At 66.2% G+C, this 17,828-nt stretch carries 10 protein-coding genes; 2 read left to right on the top strand and 8 right to left on the bottom strand.

The features are described 5' to 3' along the window. Positions 1–263: 263 nt before the first annotated feature. The 6 genes from AC5P68_RS15325 to AC5P68_RS15350 all read right to left on the bottom strand — a co-directional run bounded on the left by AC5P68_RS15325 (position 264) and on the right by AC5P68_RS15350 (position 10,185). Positions 264–2,882: a beta-mannosidase gene (locus AC5P68_RS15325; protein ID WP_184013841.1), complete on the bottom strand. Its 2,619-nt coding sequence runs from the start codon at positions 2,880–2,882 to the stop codon at positions 264–266. Between the two features lie 91 nt (positions 2,883–2,973). Continuing rightward, a complete protein-coding gene (locus AC5P68_RS15330) occupies positions 2,974–4,200 on the bottom strand; it encodes an AGE family epimerase/isomerase (RefSeq protein WP_049431832.1) in 1,227 nt (408 codons plus the stop codon). Next, positions 4,197–5,192 carry a carbohydrate kinase family protein gene (locus tag AC5P68_RS15335; RefSeq protein WP_049404350.1) on the bottom strand — a complete coding sequence of 332 codons (996 nt, stop codon included), beginning with the start codon at positions 5,190–5,192 and terminating at the stop codon, positions 4,197–4,199. The genes AC5P68_RS15330 and AC5P68_RS15335 overlap by 4 nt, the downstream gene beginning before the upstream one ends. A 7-nt stretch (positions 5,193–5,199) precedes the next feature. Then, a complete protein-coding gene (fucP, locus tag AC5P68_RS15340; RefSeq protein ID WP_033833310.1) occupies positions 5,200–6,513 on the bottom strand; it encodes an L-fucose:H+ symporter permease in 1,314 nt (437 codons plus the stop codon). Between the two features lie 60 nt (positions 6,514–6,573). Continuing rightward, entirely contained in the window at positions 6,574–7,623 is a 1,050-nt protein-coding gene (locus AC5P68_RS15345; RefSeq protein WP_005413180.1) for a LacI family DNA-binding transcriptional regulator, read from the bottom strand. A gap of 96 nt (positions 7,624–7,719) precedes the next feature. Next, positions 7,720–10,185, bottom strand: coding sequence for a GH92 family glycosyl hydrolase (locus tag AC5P68_RS15350; protein WP_495217134.1), 2,466 nt, complete (start codon positions 10,183–10,185; stop codon positions 7,720–7,722). A gap of 1,038 nt (positions 10,186–11,223) precedes the next feature. Here AC5P68_RS15350 and AC5P68_RS15355 point away from each other — a divergent pair. Together AC5P68_RS15355 and AC5P68_RS15360 are read left to right on the top strand one after the other, a co-directional pair. Next, positions 11,224–14,301: a TonB-dependent receptor gene (locus AC5P68_RS15355; protein WP_033833308.1), complete on the top strand. Its 3,078-nt coding sequence runs from the start codon at positions 11,224–11,226 to the stop codon at positions 14,299–14,301. A gap of 201 nt (positions 14,302–14,502) precedes the next feature. Then, positions 14,503–14,697: a heavy-metal-associated domain-containing protein gene (locus tag AC5P68_RS15360; protein WP_005409441.1), complete on the top strand. Its 195-nt coding sequence runs from the start codon at positions 14,503–14,505 to the stop codon at positions 14,695–14,697. A 78-nt stretch (positions 14,698–14,775) separates the two neighbouring features. Here AC5P68_RS15360 and cueR read toward each other — a convergent pair whose 3' ends face one another. Beyond that, on the bottom strand, positions 14,776–15,231 hold the full coding sequence (cueR, locus tag AC5P68_RS15365) for a Cu(I)-responsive transcriptional regulator (RefSeq protein ID WP_288418765.1): 456 nt from the start codon (positions 15,229–15,231) through the stop codon (positions 14,776–14,778). Between the two features lie 11 nt (positions 15,232–15,242). Beyond that, complete coding sequence (locus AC5P68_RS15370; protein ID WP_288418763.1) at positions 15,243–17,744, bottom strand: heavy metal translocating P-type ATPase; 2,502 nt, start codon at positions 17,742–17,744, stop codon at positions 15,243–15,245. Positions 17,745–17,828 lie beyond the last annotated feature (84 nt).

Below are 17,828 nucleotides of genomic sequence, written 5' to 3' on the forward strand. Positions count from 1 at the left end.
CTCAACGATCGAGGTGTGCGGACCAACGGTCCGCACCTGCCCGGCTCCGTGTCTGGTAGATGCCAGCCTTGGGTGGCATGTTCGGTGTGTGCCAACCAAGGTTGGCACCTACCAAAACAGGATGTGCCGCCCTCAACGATCAAGGTGTGCGGACCACCGGTCCGCACCTGCCCGTCTCCGCGTCTGGTAGATGCCAACCTTGGTTGGCATGTTCGGTGTGTGCCAACCAAGGTTGGCACCTACCAAAACAGGATGTGCCGCCCTCAACGATCGTTGAGGGTCTTCAGCTTCATTGCTTCGCGCAGGGTCGTCAGGTCCACCGGGCCGCGCACCGCAATGTCCCGGGTCTCGCCCGGCAGCAGATCCAGCAGGTTGTCTTCGACCTGCACGTCCAGCGCACCGAAATCGATCCACGTCGCGCGCACGTAAGCTGCGCTGTCCAGCCGCAGTCGATAGTGGTCGCCTTCGATGGACAGGGTGGCCTTCAGCTTCTGCCGCGGCAACACCTGGTCTTTTGCTTCGACGAATCCGACGATCTGGCGGGCACTGACCGCCCCGTTCTGCAGCAGCTCGAACACGGCCACCGTGCGCTTCGGATCGGCACCGGCCAGCAGCTCGGCATCGCGGAAATCACCGATCGAGGTGACGCCCGCCGCCGTCAACGCCACCGCGTCCTCGCGACGACGCAGCACCTTGCCATCCACATCCATCACCCGTAACCGCCAACGTGCATCTGCGGCAGCGCCATCATTGATCAGGCGCACCCGCGTACTGCCCTCATCACGCAATGCCGCCAGCGTGACCGGCGCGAAGAAGCGCCGCGCGGCGTAGTGCAGCGCCTTCCAGCGACCGAAGTAGTCCAGGCTGGACCATGAAGCACCCGGCCAGACGTCGTTGAGCTGCCAGTACAGCGAGCCCATCGTGTACGGCCGCGAGGCGCGATGGTGCAACGCGGCCAGCGCGATGCCATCGGCCTGCATCACCTGGCTGAGGTAGACGAAGTCCTCGAAGTCCTTCGGCGTGCCGTAGCCCAGTTCGATGTAGTGCAGCAGGCGGCTGTTGCCCTCGCCGGCCATGAATTTCTGGTGCGCGCGGATCACCGGGCTGTCGATGCGCTGCTCGGCGCGGGTGGCGATCTGGTCCACGGTGGCCACCGACGGCCATGCCTGCAGGCCGTACTCGGACATGAAGCGCGGCGTCTCGCGCAGGTAAGCCTGCACCGGCAGCGCCGGATTGCCCCAGACCTGCCAGTAGTGCTTGTCGCCACGCGTTGAATCGTTGGCCTTCTCGTCAAGGTCGTTGCTCGGTGAGCTGGACCAGTACGGCACGCCCAGCCCCTCCTCGCCCACTACCTGGCGCAGATCGTTGCCGAACAGGTCGACGTAGCCCTGCCAGACCTTCGCCGCAAATGCCGGGTTGGCCGCCTTCAGGTCGCGGCCGTGGCCCCAGTCCTTCCAGGCGGTTTCTTCCTCGTTGTTGCCACACCACAGCACGATGCTGGGGTGATGGCGCAGCCGGCGCACATTGTCGCGTGCCTCGGCCACCACGCTGGCACGGAAGGCCGGATCGTAGCCCGGCTGCATGCCACCACCGAACATGAAGTCCTGCCAGACCAGCAGGCCCAGTTCGTCGGCGATGTCGAAGAAGGCATCGTCCTCATAGTAGCCGCCACCCCAGTTGCGCAGCATGTTCATGTTGGCGTCGCGCGCGGCGGTCAGCACCTGGCGCAGGCGCGCGGCGTCGACCCGTGCGGGGAAGGCATCGAACGGAATGACGTTGGCGCCCTTTGCGAAGATCTCCACGCCGTTGATGACGAAAGCGAAGCCCTGCCCGCCCTTGCCGTCTTCCTCGCGGCGCAGTTCAACCGTGCGCAGGCCGATGCGCTGCTCGCGCACCAGCGCTGCATCGGCGCCACCGTCCAGGCGGGCCTGCACGGTGTAGCGGTCCTGTGCACCGTGGCCGACCGGCCACCAGCGCTGCGGCTTGACCAGTTCGACCGGTACTTCGACGGCGTTCTGGCCGGGCTTCAGCAGCACCGTGCGCTGCACCTGGGCCACGATGCGACCCTGCGGATCGCGCACATCGACATTCACCACCGCAGAACCGGCCGCCGCGCCCTGCTCCATCTGCAGCAGCACGGCCAGCTTCGCCTGCTCCGCGCTCAATGCATCGGTACGCACGGCAAGATCGGTCAGGCGGTGCGCATCCCAGGCCTGCAGGTCGACCCCGCGCCACACGCCGGCGGTGACATAGCGCGGGCCCCAGTCCCAACCGAAGTGATAGGCCGGCTTGCGCGCGAAGTTGCCGACCATCGCGTCCTTGGGCTCATCGCCATAGGGCGAAGGATAGTTGCCGGCGATCTTGTGCGGCATCGCCTGTACACCGGGAAGCAGTGTGCGGATTGGTGAACGGAACACGATCTGCAGTTCATTGCCATTCGCGCGCAGGCGCCCTTCCACGCGCGCACGCCAGGTGCGGTGCGCATTGTCCGCGCGCAGCAGCGGCCTGCCGTTGAGGCTGACTTCGGCATAGGTATCCAGCCCGTCGAAGCGCAGCTCGGCATTGGGCTTGGCCAGCGTCGCCGCATCCACGTCGAAGCGGGCGCGGTACTCCCAGGCAGCCAGCCCGATCCATTGCAGCTCGGCCTCAGGCGCACCGACGTACGGATCGCGGATCAGCGCGTGGGCGAGCAGGTCGGTGTGCACGCTGCCCGGCACCTTCGCCGCACGCCATTGCTGCAGGCCCGGGTGGGCTGCACCCTGCGCATCACCGGGCAGCATGCGGAATTCCCACTGTGCCTGCAGCGGGGCTGCAGTTGCCGGGAAGGCGGAGGCTGCGATCAGCAGCAGGAGCAGACGGACAACGAGGGAAAGACGATGCACGCGGAGCTCCTGTTCTTCCGCCGGGCGTGGCCCGGCGCTACCGATTCCGGATTGCCAGGCATGGCCTGGAATTACTGCATTCAAACGATCTTCAGCGCACCACGTTCAACACTTCGTAGCACGCGCCCATGGTGTGGTAATCCACCTTGCCGGCCGGACTCTTCTCGTCGCTGTACTTGCGGTTGTCGGCATCGAGGATGCGGAACCATGCACCGTACTGGTGGTCGACGAAGTGCTCCCACGAGTAGGCCCAGATGCGTTCATACCACTGCCAGTAGCGGTCATCGCCGGTGCGCTTGGCCATCAGTGCGGCGGTGGCCAGCGTTTCGGCCTGCACCCAGAAATACTTGTCGTCGTCGCAGACGAAGCTGTCGCCACCGATCGGCGCACCGTCCATGCCTGGCTGCCGGCGCGACTCCGGTGCGAAGCCGTAGTACAGGCCGCCCCGGGCGTTGTCCCAGCTGCGCGCCACGGCCACGTCGAACAGATGCTGCGCGGTCGGCACCAGCCAGTCGGCCTGCACGTGGCGATCGAGGATCAGCAACAGTTTGGCCCACTCGGTCTGATGGCCGGGCTGGAAGCCCCACGGGCGGAACAGGTGCTTGGGGTCGTCCAGGTTGTAGTCCCAGTCGATCTCCCAGTTGGAATCGTAGTGCTCCCACACCAGGCCACCGGCCTTGGCGGCCTGGCGACGGGTCATGTTGTCGGCCAGCTGCAGCGCGCGCTCCACATAGCGCTGTTCGCCGCTGGCCTCGAAGGCGGCCAGCATCGCCTCGCACATGTGCATGTTGGCGTTCTGGCCACGGTAGCCGGTGAAGTTCCACTGCCCATCGGCTTCGTCCTTGTAGAGGCCGTGCTGGGGCTCCCAGAAGCGCGCTTCCAGCAGCTGCCAGGTCTCGTCCATCCATGCGCGGGCCTGTTTGAGACCGGCCTTCAGTGCGCAGCTGTAGGCCAACAGCACGAACGCCACGCCGTAGCAGTGGTTCATGTCGTCCTCGACCTTGCCATCACGCAGGGTCCAGGCGTAGCCACCGGTGGCCGGGTTGCGGTGCACCTCGCGCAGGTAGTGCACGCCGTGCTCGACCGCCTCACGGTACTCGGCGTTGCCGAATTCGCGGTAGGCCATCGCGTAGTTGAAGACGAAACGCGTGCTGCTCACCAGATGGCGATGGTTGGCGTCGTAGATGCTGCCGTCGTCACGGAAGTAGTGGAAGAAGCCACCGTTCGGATCGATGCAGCGCGGATGGTAGAACGCCATCGTGTCGGCGATATGCGCGCGCAGGAACGCGGGCGAACGGAAGTCGGGGGAGGTGCTCATGCGGTAATGTCCTGGGCCTGCAGCAGCTGCTGCACTTCATCGAGCGAGGGCATCGCGGCGAACGCGCCCTTGCGGGTAACAGCCAGCGCGCCGACCGCGGCGCCGAAGCGCAGCGTGGCGGTGATCGCCTCCGGGTCCTGGCAGAAGGCGGCAAAACCGGTACCGGCGCCGCCGCGCTCCAGCAGCCCAACCAGCACGCCACCGACGAAAGCATCGCCAGCCGCCGTGGTGTCGACGGTGGCCACGCGGAAGCTGGTGACCGTGCCGTGGTTGTCGCGCGTGTACCAGTGCAGCGTGGCCGCACCGTCGGTGACGATCACCCAGCGCGCCTGCGCGGCCAGCAGGCGCCTCAGCACCATTGCCTCACCATCGGCGCCCAGCGGCGCGGCCAGGTAGTCCAGCTCCTCGCGCGACAGCTTCACCAGGTCGGCGCGTTCCAGCGCCTGCCACAGGCGCGGCGTCGGGTCCTCGTTCGCCGGCCACAGCGCGGGACGCAGGTTCAGATCGAGGCTGACCACCGCGCCGGCCGCACGTGCACGGTCCATGCCTGCGAAGGTCGCCCCGGCGATGGCCGGCTCGGTCAGGCTGTTGGAGCAGACGTGGAAGCACTGCGCGCTATCGAGGCAGGCGGCCTGGAAATCGCTGTCACGGAACAGCAGGTCTGCCGCCGGCGGGCGGTAGAAGCTGAAGCTGCGCTCGCCACTGGCGTCGAGGGCGACGAAGGCCAGCGCGGTCTTCGCCGCATCGGTACGCACGATGTAATCCGTGCCCACGCCGTGCTCGACCAGGCTGTCGGCCAGGAAGTCACCGAACATGTCACGGCCGAGCATGCCGACGAACTGGGTCTTCGCGCCCAGCCGCGCAGCGGCCACGGCAACGTTGGCCGGCGCACCGCCGGCGTACTGCAGGAACGCCCGCGGCGTATCGGCCGAGGCCGGCGGCTGCGCTAGTAGATCGATCAAAATTTCGCCGAAGCAAACGATGGAACCCATTCCGGACTCAGCCTCCCTGCGTTGCGGAAGCCGGCGTACGTGCGCCGACCAGTCCGTAGAAAATGATGTAGCCGTAGCACAGCAGCGGCAGGATGAAGCTGGCTTGCACACCGATGTGGTCGGCCAGCACGCCCTGCAGGTACGGCACCACCGCACCGCCGACGATGGCCATGATCAGCAGGCTGGAACCCTTGTTGGTCAGCGGGCCCAGGCGCTCGATGCTCAGCGCGAAGATGGTCGGGAACATGATCGAGTTGAACAGGCCGATCGCCACCACCGAGTACAGCGCGATGTTGCCGGAGGTCAGCATGGTCGTGACCAGCAGCCCCACGTTGACCAGCGCGAAGATCGCCAGCAGGCGGCTGGGCGAGAAGCGCGCCAGCAGCGCCGAGCCGGCGAAGCGGCCGAACATCGCCATCGTCCAGTAGGCCGACACGTAATGCGTGGCCTCCTGCTCGCTGAAGCCGCCGATGTTGGGCATCGACAGGTAGTTGACCAGGAAGCTGCCGATCGAAACTTCGGCGCCGACGTAGAAGAAGATGCCCAGCACACCCAGCAGCAGGTGGCGCTTGCGCAGCGCATCCAGGTAGCTGTGGTGGTGGCCCTGGTCGGCCTGCTCGGTGGCGTCGCTCAGTGCCGGCAGGCGGAACAGGTATACGAACAGCGCCAGCAGCACCAGCGCAACGGCCAGCCCCACGTACGGGCCCTGCACGGCCTGCGCCTCGGCGGCACGGTAGGCCAGCTGTTCGGCGGCCGGCAGTGCCGCGATGTCATCGGCACTCTTCACCGTGTTGGACAGGATCAGCATGCCGCCGAAGATCGGGGCGATGGCCGTGCCCAGCGAGTTCAGTGCCTGCGCCAGGGTCAGGCGACTGGAGCTGGTCTGCTCCGGGCCCAGCAGCGCGACGTAGGGGTTCGCAGCAACCTGCAGCACGGTGATGCCGGTGGCCAGAACGAACAACGCACCGAGGAAGGCGCCATACACGCGCAGCTCGGCCGCCGGCCAGAAGCCCAGTGCGCCGATACCGGCGATCACCAGGCCGGCCACGATGCCCTTCTTGTAGCCCAGCGCCGCCACCAGCCGACCTGCCGGCAGCGACATCAGGAAATAGGTACCGAAGAACGTGAACTGCACCAGCATCGCCTTGGCGTAGTTCAGCTCGAACACCGCCTTCAGGTGCGGGATCAGGATGTCATTGAGGCAGGTCAGGAAGCCCCACATGAAGAAGATCGTGGTGACCACGGCCAGCGCCTTGCCGTTGGTGACGGCAGGTGCGTTGCCCGAAGATCCCGTTGGACGGGGCGTTGCGGAGATCGGCATGCGGTACGCGCCTCGATGCGCGGAAGGTCGTTGTTGCGTGGAAGGGGTGTACGGAAGAAGTCAGTTCGGTCGTGCGGCACTACTTTCGCGGATGCGCAACTGCACCGGCGCGACCGTGCGCCGTGGCGGCGCGTCCGGTTCGTCCAGTCGTTGCAGCAGCAGCGCCGCAGCTTGCCGGCCCCGCTCGCGCGGATCGGCGGTGAGCGTGGTCAACGGCGGCACCGCCACCGCGGCCTCGGAAATATCGTCGAAGCCGGTAACGGCAAAGTCACCTCCCGGACGGATGCCCCGTGAATTCAAGCCCAGCATCAGGCCCAGCGCGACGGTGTCGTTGTAGCAGACCGCCGCACTCGGCCGATGGCCATCGGCAAACAGCTCATCGGTGCGCGCAGCGGCTTCCAGACGGTTCGGCGCCGACTCGATCATCCAGCCCGGCGGCAGCGACAGACCGGCCTCGGCCAGCGCCTGCTGGAAACCGGCACGGCGCTGGTGGCACGAGCTCGATGCAGCGTGGCCGCCGAAGAAGGCGATCTGGCGATGGCCGCGCTCGATCAGGTGGCGCGTGGCCAGATAGGCGCCGTGCTGGTTGTCCAGGGTCAGGAAGTCCCAGTCGGCCCCTTCCAGTTCGCGGTTGAACAGCAGCACGTTGGCATTGGCACCCAGTGCCTGTCGCAACTGCACGGTATCGCTGCCCTCGGCCGGCGACAGGATCAGGCCGGCCGGGGTGTGCTCCATCAACGTGGACAGCACCGCCTGCTGGCGCTCCGGCGATTCGCCAGTACTGCCGAGCAGGGTCACGTAGCCGCGTCCGCCCAGCGCCTCGTCCACGCCGGACGCGAATTCGGCGAAGAACGGGTTGGAAAGATCGTTGATCACCAGCGCGATGCTCGACGAGGTACGTCGGCGCAGGTTGGCGGCAGCGCGGTTGTAGACATAGCGCTGCCGGCGCAGCTCGGCCTCGACCTTGGCACGGGTATCGACGTTGACCAGCGGGCTGCCGCGCAACACCAGCGACACGGTCGCGCGTGACACGCCGATGGCACGCGCAATGTCGGTCACCGTCACTGCCTTGCCGGCGCGCTTGCTGGGACTGCTGCCGTTGTCGTTCATCGTCTTCCCGGACTCCGCTGGAGGCTCAAGCCTAATGGATCAGGGCCGTGTCGTGCCGTGCCGTTCGCTGGGTCACCGCGAACGGCACAGTCCGGCTCAGCGCAGCTGGCTGCCCGGTGCCGCGCACCAGGACACCGGCAGGTCCTTCACCGCCGTACCCCAGCCCTGCTCCGGCGCCTTCGCGTCAAGCGCGAACTGCAGGCGCGGGCCCTGCTGCAGCTGGTTCCAGTCCAGCCAGACCGGCGCATGCGCCTGGCCATCGACCTGCACGCCCTGAACGTACTGCAGGCGGCGACCATCGGCACCCGGCGCGTCGATGCGCAGCGTCCGGCCATTGCCCATGTCCAGTTCCACCTTGCTGAAGCGCGGGGTGTGCAGCAGGAACTGGCCGCTGCCCGGCACCGCCGGGTACACGCCGATGGCGCTGAACAGGTACCAGGCCGACATCGTGCCGAGGTCATCGTTGCCGGTCACGCCGTTGGGCGCATTGGTGAACAACTGCTGCGCGGCGCGCACCACGGCCGCGGTCTTCCACGGCTGGCCGATCAGCGTGTACAGCCACGGCGAGTGCAGGTCCGGCTCGTTGTTGGGGTTGTAGCGGAACTGGTTGTAGTAGCTGTACGGTCCGACCACCCACTCCTTGCGGGCGGCGTTGAGCGGGTCCGCCTGCAGCGCGTCCATCGCGAAGAAGGCATCGAGGCGGCGGCCGGCCTGTTCGCGGCCCTGCATCGCTTCGATCAGCCCCGGCACGTCCTGCTGCGCCAGCCACTGGTACTGCCACGCCGTGCCTTCATGGAAACCGTGGTGCGAACGCGGGCTGTAGTGGCCATCGGCCGGGGTGTACCACTGGCCATCCTCGGTGCGCGGGCGCGGGAAACCGGTGAAGCCGGTCTCGGCGTCGCGCACCTGCGGGGCCCACACCTTGCGCCAGTTGCGGCCGCGCTCACGCAGCGTCGCCGCGTCCTGCGCATGGCCGAGGCCATCGGCCATCTGCGAAAGCGCACAGTCGGCCAGTGCGTATTCCAAGGTAGCCGAACCGCCGTGGTGCGGATCGACGTCCATGCCCTTGGACGGGAACGCGCGGTCGTAGACCACGTAGCCCTTGTCCAGGTACGTCGGGTTGCCGGAGCGGCCAGCCATGCGCGAGTTCAGCGGCGGCGTGCCGAAGGCATTGCGGCGCAGCGCATCCCAGGCCTGCGATTCACGGCCCTTGAGCGCACCGAAGCGCCACAGGTCGACCATGAACGGGGTGACCGGATCGCCGGTCATGATGTTGGTCTCGAAGTTGGCATAGCCCCAGCGCGGCAGCCAGCCGCCCTGCTCGTCGATCGCCAGCAGGGTACGGCCGATGTCGCGCGCCACGTCCGGGCGGGTCAGCGCCAACCACTGGTTCTGCGCGCGGTAGGTATCCCACAGCGAGAAGTACTCGTAGTAGGTCCAGCCATCGGCACGGTGGATGCCATCGTCATAGCCGCGGTAGCGGCCGTCGGCGTCGTTGCCGGTCATCGGCTGCAGCAGCGCGTGGTAGACCGCGCTGTAGAACACAGCGCGGTCATCGGCGGTGCCGCCCCGCACGCGCACCCGGCCCAGCTGCTCGCGCCACGACTGCTGGGACAGCGCGCGCATCCGGTCGAAACCGAGCAGCGCCCCGCCCTGCATGCCCTCCGCGCGCAGATTGATGCGCGCGCCTTCGGCATCCACATGTGAGATCGCGCTGACCGCCGTTACCGACTGGCCCTTGGCCAGGTCGAAGCTGAGCCAGGCACCGTTCGGCTTCTGTTCGCCCTCCATGCTGTGGCGCGCGCCCGGCAGGCCGCCGCCCTCGCCCCAGGTGCCATGCGCCTTGAACGGGCGGTCGAACTCGATGCGGAACCAGGTGGTGTACTGATGGCCGCCGCAGAAACTCTTGGTCACCAGCTTGCCCTCGACCACGCGGTCCCCGACCACATCGACCACGCTGCCGATCACCGAATGGCGCTCATTGGCCTGGCCGACATTGACCAGCACGTGGCCCTCGCCCTGGCGCTGGCTGAAGGTGTAGCGCTCGGCCGCGGCACGTGTACGCGCGGTGGCCTCGGCGTCGATGCCGCCGTAGCTGGTCAGGCGCACCTTGTAATAGCCGGCCTGGCCGATCTCGCCGTCATGCGTGTACGAAGCGGCATAGGTCTTGTGGTTGAAGTTCTTGGCGTCAGCAGTATCGAAATCGCCGCCCGGACCGATGCTGCCGGTGACCGGCAGGATCGACACCTGCCCGCCCTGCTCCCAGCAACCGGCGCCGGAGATGAAGGAGTGACCGAAACCGCGGATCTTCTCGTCGTCGTAGCGCCAGCCCGAATAGTGGCTGCCGATCGGGCTGACCTGGATCAGGCCGAACGGTGCCGATGCGCCGGGGAAGGTATTGCCGTCGTCCTTGCTGCCGATGAAGGTGTTGACCTCGCGCTCCAGCGCCGCCGGTGCGGCCTGCAGCAGCATCGGCATGGTCGAAAGCGCCAGCAGACAGGCCAGGCGCGCCAGCGGGCGGGAGGACAATGGGACGGCGGGAGCGGACGGCACTGGGCGCATGTCGGGTTCCTGTAGTCGATGACGCGGAGGCAGACGGCCGGGATCGTTCGGCACCGTTCCGCTGAGTCCCGCCGTGACCGGCAGAGAGCTCCCCCTGGAATGACGCCCGACCCACCAGACCGTGAATTTAGATCGATTCAAGTAGAGCATGCAGGTTCAGCCGAATGCATTCTGCGGCGCAGCATGAGAGGGGTGTTCGGCAGGGCTGCGCCCTGCACCTGCCGAAGCCGAAGCAACAGCAAAAGCCGACTATCCGTGGGATGGCGGGATGGGTTCGGTTGCGGGGGACGCCGTAGACCCGTCCCTGGGGGCTTGGCCGCGGCATCCATGCCGCGGACACCCCCGCAACCGGACCCACCCCGCCTTCGACAGATTTCCGCGATCTGTGGATCCACGCCATGCGTGGATGAATCTCTGTCGGATATCGAAATCAATCGGGCGTCAGATCCGTTTTCCAAAGGAAAACGGATCTGACGCCACGACCCCATGTCGTTCCAGGATCAATCCAACCGTCACCGGGAAACTGTCGAAGGTGGGGCGGTGTCGGATTGCGGGGTGTCCGCGGCATGGATGCCGCGGCATGGATGCCGCGGCCAAGCCCCCATGGACGGGTTTACGGCGTCCCCGCAATCCGACACCGCCCCGCCCAACCCACAGAAAACCAGAGCCGCTCTGGCTTTGGCTTTGGCCTTGGCGTCGAGCAGGTGCAGGGCGCAGCCCTGCCGACCCACCCTCCCCTGCGCACGAAAACGATTTCACTGTTTTCAGCAAACCGTCATCCCTTCGCCACGCCAGTACCATATTGCGGAGCAGCATGCGCCCACGGGCGACCCATGCTAAAAAGCGCCCGCCCATCGCTTAGATCGATCCAAGACGACATTGCGATGGCCGGGAGTTGGGGGAGCGGCAACAGGACGTACCAGGCCACGCGCACGGTGCAACTGCCACTGCATGGCGATAGCGACAATGTCACTTCAAATTAGATCGATTCAAGTTGTCCGTGCCACGTCACCGGATCAATCCAGGAGAGAGGGAGAGATGGGAATGAAGCATTCACCACGTACGCATGGCCAGGACGCATTGTCGCTGGCCGTCGCGCTGGCCTTGGCCGCCGCCGTCGTTCCGGCCGGCGCCGCCGCGCAGCAGGCAACCACCAGCGGCTCGCAGGAAGCCACCAACCTGGACAGCGTCCAGGTCACCGGCTACCGCTACGCCATCGAAAAGAGCCTTGAGCAGAAGCGCGACGCCAACGCCGTTGTCGAAGTGATCACCGCCGAGGACGTCGGCAAGTTCCCCGACAAGAACGTGGCCGACGCACTGCAGCGCGTGCCCGGCGTGGTCATCACCCGCAGCGGTGGTGAAGGCAAGAGTGTCAGCGTGCGCGGCCTTGCGCCGGACCTGACCCTGACCCAGTTGAATGGCAACTACGTCGCCACGTCGGAAACCAACGACGAAGCCACCCGTTCGTTCAACTACACCCTGCTGCCGTCGAACATGCTGTCCAGCGCCGAGCTGTTCAAGTCGCCGGAAGCACGCATCGACGAAGGCGGCATCGGCGGCACGGTCATCCTGCACACCCGCCGTCCGCTGGACATGGAGTCCAACTCGGGCTTCGTCACGCTCGAGGGCACCTCCTCCGATACCCACCACGATATCGACCCGCAGGCCTCGGCCCTGTATTCGTGGCACAGCAAGGATGAGCGTTTCGGCGTGCTGGTCGGCGTGACGCAGCAGAAGCGCACGACCCGTACCATGGAAGCCAGCACCGAGGACTACCAGTGGTACGGCGCCGGCAAGGCACGCGACGCCTATGGCAACGTGCAGCAGCAGGATGGCATCCACTACTGGTGGGGCAAGTCCGGCTTCAACAACCAGACCGGCGGCAACTACAGCGACTTCTTCATGCCGACCTCGGTCAACTTCGCCGTGAAGGAAGAAAAGCGCGAGCGCAAGGGCGGCCAGCTGACCTTCCAGTTCAAGCCGGTCGACAACGTCACGATGACCGCCAACTACTTCCGCTTCGAGCTGCAGGGTGACTACACCCAGAACATGCTGAAGATTCCGGAATGGAGCATGGCCCGCTTCAACGGCGATGGAAACTGGGCTGGCGGCCGCCTGCTCAACGGCCTGGATTTCGACCCCAGCGGCAACACCGTCACCGGTGCCCAGTTCGAAAAGCTGGCCGGAAAGACCTACTACTGCAGCGAAGACCAGGCCAAGGCCGCCGGCCTCAAGCCCGGCGGCTGGGGCCCGGACGACTGCACGATGCCGACACCGCAGCTGACCGGTGGCTACAGCAAGGAAAAGGCGCTGTCGCAGACCGCCGACCTGACCATCGACTGGGACATCAGCCCGCTGTGGAAGGCCTCGTTCACCGGTGGCCGCACCTGGTCTGAAGGTGGTCCTTCGATGAACTTCCGCATGTCGGCCAAGCCGCGCCGCAAGGTCGGCAACGACTACCTGTCCGGTAACCAGTACAGCGCATGGGACCTGACCGGCACGCCGTCTGCCACCTTCTCGCCCGACCTGCAGCAGCAGCTGATGAACGGCATCGCCGAAGTCGACACCGGCTCGACCGATTCGTCGTGGAAGCGCACCGAGGTCAAGCAGAACTACTTCCAGGCCGACGTGACCAAGCTGTTCGAGTCCGGTTGGCTGGATTCGATCCAGTTCGGTGCCAAGTACCGTGATGGCAAGGTCCATCGCAACACCGGCAACACCTACTGGGTATGCCCGGGCCGTGACCCGGCCGACTATGACAACAGCCGCTACCAGAGTGGCTGCGATCCGACTGCCGGCGATGCGCAGCCCGGCTTCTTCCTGTCGAACCCGATCAGCAACATTGCCGGTGGCTTCAATGCCAACGTGTTCCCGGGCATCAACTACCCGGCTTACATCGACTATCTGAACAAGACCTACGGTGGTTCGCACAACCGTACCGAGGAAGACTTCGTCTACAACGTCAACGAGAAGATCTACTCCGGCTACTTCCAGGCCAACTTCCGCACCGAGCGCCTGCGCGGCAATGTCGGCGTGCGTGTGGTGCGCACCAAGCAGTTCGCGCAGTCTTCCGACTCGATCGAGAAGTTCAACGACTACTTCCTGGACAACGCGTCCGGCGCGCCGATGGCGTGCACCGATCCCGCCGCTGCGGCCTACCCGACCTACAGCTGCGAGAGCGGCTTCGTGCGCCTGCCGCATGACCTGGCGCAGAGCAAGACCTACAGCCTGATCGGCGTGGACCGCACCTACACCGACGTGCTGCCGAGTTTCAACATTGCATGGGACATCACCGACACGCTGGTGCTGCGTGGTGCCGCATCGAAGGTGATCGCCCGCCCTGGCTACACCGATATCGCAGCACCGGGCGCACTGAGCTACTACAGCGAGGAGTACGTCAATGATCGCCGCGTTGCCGGTGGCGCATCGACCGCAGGCTGGGTCGGCCAGGGCAGCAACAAGCAGCTGGAGCCGTTCAAGGCCACCCAGTTCGACCTGGGCGTGGAGTGGTACTTCCAGCCGGGCGCGGTCGCCGGCGTCAGCCTGTTCCGCAAGAACGTGGACAACTTCACCCTGCCGGTGGTGCGCGACACGCCCATGGTCATCAACGGTGAAGCGGTGAACGTGCAGCGCTACGAGACCCAGGCCAATGGCCGCGATGGTGTGTCGCAGGGCGTCGAGCTGTATGGCCAGTACACCTTCGATTTCGGCTTCGGCGTGCAGGCCAACTACACCTACAACGACACCAACCTGGCTTCCATTGTTCTGGACGGGCAGGAAATCGGCTCCTCGCCGCTGGTCGGCAGCGCCAAGAACCAGGCCAACGTGACGGTCTTCTACGAGAACGAGAAGTTCCTCGCGCGCGCCTCGTTCAACCGTCGCGGCCAGGTGGTCGGTGGGCTCAACAATGGCCTCACCGTCTACACCGAGCCGTATGACCAGCTGGACCTGAACGTGGCCTACAACCTGACCCCGGACTGGACCCTGACCGCCTCGGTGATCAATGCCACCAAGTCCGAGCAGCGCGTGCACCTGGGAAGCGACACCAAGGCACGCCTGATCTCCAATACCTATGCAGGCCGCCAGCTGTACTTCGGCGCTACCTGGAAGTTCTAAGGCAACACCGGGTTGCCCGGGCGCGCCCCGGTGCAACCCACGCCCCGCCCTGGCGGGGACGTTCCTCCACGGCAGCCGCGCTGGTACAGGTGGCTGCCGTTTTTTGTCGGCGCCTTGCCTGTCGTTCAGCCCGGCGCTTGACCCTGCCATCGTTGGAAGGTGCACACTGACTCCACCCCAAGAGCACTGAAGGAGCTACAGATGGAATTCCATGTCGATGGCATGACCTGCGGCGGCTGCGCGCGCAGCGTGACCCGTGCGATCCAGCAGATCGATCCCAACGCCAGCGTGGTCGCCGACCCGCCGACCGGCCTGGTCAAGGTGCAGACCACCGCATCGCAGGAAGACGTCTTCGCCGCAGTGAACGACGCAGGCTTCCCGCCGCGTACTGCCTGATCCCCTACCCCGTCTCACACAGAAAAGCCCGCCCGGTGCTGTTGCACCCGCGGGCTTTTTCATGCATGCGATATCGAGTCAATGCTTGTGCGTACGCCGCCGCACCGCACCGGTCTTCGCGGTATCGATCGGCACCGTCGTCTGATCGTCCTCACCCAGCCGCTGCAGGATCGGGCACTCCGGCCGCTCGTCGCCCGCACAACAACTGATCAGCGATTTCAGCGTGTCGGCCATCTGCCGCATGTGCTCGATGCGCTGTTCCAGATCGGCAATGTGCTGTTCGGCCAGGTGCTTCACGTCGGCACTGTGCCGCGAGGTGTCATTCCAGAGGCCCAGAAGATCAGCGATCTCGGCCACCTGGAAGCCGAGATCGCGCGCGCGGCGAATGAAGCGCAGACGGTGGATGTCCGCCTGCGAATACGCCCGGTAGCCCGACTCGGTTCTATCAGCGGCGGGAATCAGGCCGATCTGTTCGTAGTAGCGGATCATCTTCGCCGACACGCTGGAGGCCTTGGCGGCTTCACCGATGTTCATGGGCATCCCCCTCAATGAGTGACGGCGGCGGCATCCGCCATCGGCGGCTGGAAGCGGCGCAGGCGCAGCGCGTTGCCCAGCACGAACACGCTGGACAGGGCCATCGCACCGGCCGCGAACACCGGTGACAGCAGCACGCCCCAGACCGGGTACAGCACGCCGGCGGCCACCGGAATCAACGCGGTGTTGTAGGCGAAGGCCCAGAACAGGTTCTGCCGGATGTTGCCCAGCGTCGCCTTCGACAGCGCGATGGCATTCGGCACCCCCTGCAGGTTGCCCGACATCAGCACCACATCGGCCGATTCAACTGCGATATCCGTGCCGGTCCCGATGGCCAGGCCGACATCGGCTTCAGCCAGTGCCGGCGCATCGTTGATGCCGTCGCCGACGAAGGCGACATGGCCATGCGTGGCCTTCAAGCGGCGCACCGCGTCGACCTTGCCTTCCGGCAGCACCTCGGCCACCACTTCGTCGATGCCGAGCTGGCGCGCGATCGCCTGCGCGGTACCAGCGTTGTCACCGGTGATCATCGCCACCTTCAGGCCAAGCTGATGCAGTGCCGCGATTGCGGCCGGCGTGCTCGGCTTGATCGGATCGGATACCGCGATGATTGCGGCCAGGCGGCCGTCGATGGCGGCATACAGCGGCGACTTGCCCTGGGTGCCCAGCTCTGCCGCCAGCGTCGCAAACAAAGTGATGTCCACGCCCAGGTCGCGCATGAAGCGATCGGCACCGACCTCCACCCGCGCACCATCAACGTTGGCACGCACGCCCATGCCGGTGACCGATTCGAAATCGACCATCGACGGCAGCGCGATGCCCTGCTCGGTGGCTGCATCGACGATGGCGCGGGCAATCGGATGCTCCGAGCGCGACTCCACCGCCGCCACCGCCGCCAGCACCGTGCCGTGATCAAAACCGCTGGCGATCTCCAGATCGGTCAAGCGCGGGCGGCCCTCGGTCAGCGTACCGGTCTTGTCCACCGCCACCACCTGCGCGTCCTTCAGCAGCTGCAGCGCCTCGCCCTTGCGGAACAGCACGCCCATTTCAGCGCCACGGCCGGTCCCGACCATGATCGAGGTCGGGGTCGCCAACCCCATCGCGCACGGGCAGGCAATGATCAGCACCGCCACCGCATTGACCAGCGCGAAGCTCAGCGCCGGTGACGGACCGAAGATCAACCAGACCAGGAAGGTCGCCAGCGCGGCCAGCATCACCGTCGGCACGAACCACAGCGTGACCTTGTCAACCACCGCCTGGATCGGCAGCTTCGAGCCCTGCGCCTGTTCGACCATGCGGATGATCTGCGCCAGCATGGTCTGCGCGCCCACCGCCGTCGCACGTACCGTCAGTGCGCCCTTCTGGTTGACCGTACCGCCCACCACGTTGCTGCCCGGCTGCTTCTCAACCGGGATCGGCTCGCCGCTGATCATCGATTCGTCGATGTAGCTGCGGCCTTCAACCACCTCGCCATCGACCGGCACACGCTCGCCTGGCCGCACTTCCACCACGTCGCCGCTCTGCACTTCATTGACCGGGATATCGACGGTGCGGCCGTCACGGATCACGTGGGCGACCTTGGCCTGCAGGTTGACCAGACGCTTGATCGCTTCGGAGGTACGGCCCTTGGCGCGGGCCTCGAGGAAGCGGCCGAGCAGGATCAGCGCGACGATGACCGCGGCCGCTTCGTAGTAGACGTTCACCGTGCCCGGCGGCAGCAGCCGCGGTGCAAAGGTCGCCACCACCGAATAACCGAACGCTGCGGCGGTGCCCACCGCCACCAGCGAATTCATGTCCGGCGCCAGCCGCAGCAGTGCCGGGAACCCCTTCTGGTAGAAACGGCGGCCGGGAATGGCCAGCACCAGCAGGGTCAGTACGAACTGCAGGTACCAGCTGGCCTGCATGCCGATGGTGGCCATCACCCATTCGTGCATGCCGGGAATCAGGTGCGAGCCCATCTCCAGCACGAACACCGGCAGCGCCAGCGCGGTCGCCACGGTCAGGTCGCGCTTCAGTTCGGCGCGCTCGGCATCCTTCTTTTCAGCGGCTTCATCATCGGACTGCACACCGGCCTCGATCGGGCGGGCGGCGTAGCCGACCTTGTCGATGGCCGCAACCAAGGCGGCCGTATCAGCCACGCCGCGCACGGTCGCACGCTCCGTGGCCAGGTTCACGCTGGCCTGGCTCACGCCTGGCACCGCCAGCAACGCGCGCTCCACGCGGCCCACGCAGGACGCGCAGGTCATGCCTTCCACGGCCAGTTCAACGGTAGCGGCGGGCACGTCATAGCCCACCCGCTCCACCGCCTGGATCAGCGCGGCCCGATCGACCGGGCCCGACGGGCGGATATCCGCGCGCTCGGTGGCCAGATTGACCGAAACACTTCCCACACCTTCGACCCTGGACAGCGCCGCCTCGACCCGGCCGACACAGCTGGCGCAGGTCATGCCTTCGATGGGCAGGCTGATGGTGGCGGGGCTTGCGGGGGCTGCAATGGCGCGGGGCGTGCTCATGATCGGATTCCCGGGGTTCCTTCTGGATGCGGACAGGCTAAACCTTGCCATCGTGGGAAGGTCAAATCCAGCCACCCCGGGGTT

The organism is Stenotrophomonas sp. YJH_SMC_58, assembly GCF_059369635.1.

Bases quoted from the DNA above. Each gene is read 5' to 3' on its own strand.
- AC5P68_RS15330 (WP_049431832.1), bottom strand. From the start codon at position 4,200: ATGAGCACCTCCCCCGACTTCCGTTCGCCCGCGTTCCTGCGCGCGCAT.
- AC5P68_RS15335 (WP_049404350.1), bottom strand. From the start codon at position 5,192: ATGGGTTCCATCGTTTGCTTCGGCGAAATTTTGATCGATCTACTAGCG.
- fucP (WP_033833310.1), bottom strand. From the start codon at position 6,513: ATGCCGATCTCCGCAACGCCCCGTCCAACGGGATCTTCGGGCAACGCA.
- AC5P68_RS15345 (WP_005413180.1), bottom strand. From the start codon at position 7,623: ATGAACGACAACGGCAGCAGTCCCAGCAAGCGCGCCGGCAAGGCAGTG.
- AC5P68_RS15350 (WP_495217134.1), bottom strand. From the start codon at position 10,185: ATGCGCCCAGTGCCGTCCGCTCCCGCCGTCCCATTGTCCTCCCGCCCG.
- AC5P68_RS15355 (WP_033833308.1), top strand. From the start codon at position 11,224: ATGGGAATGAAGCATTCACCACGTACGCATGGCCAGGACGCATTGTCG.
- AC5P68_RS15360 (WP_005409441.1), top strand. From the start codon at position 14,503: ATGGAATTCCATGTCGATGGCATGACCTGCGGCGGCTGCGCGCGCAGC.
- cueR (WP_288418765.1), bottom strand. From the start codon at position 15,231: ATGAACATCGGTGAAGCCGCCAAGGCCTCCAGCGTGTCGGCGAAGATG.
- AC5P68_RS15370 (WP_288418763.1), bottom strand. From the start codon at position 17,744: ATGAGCACGCCCCGCGCCATTGCAGCCCCCGCAAGCCCCGCCACCATC.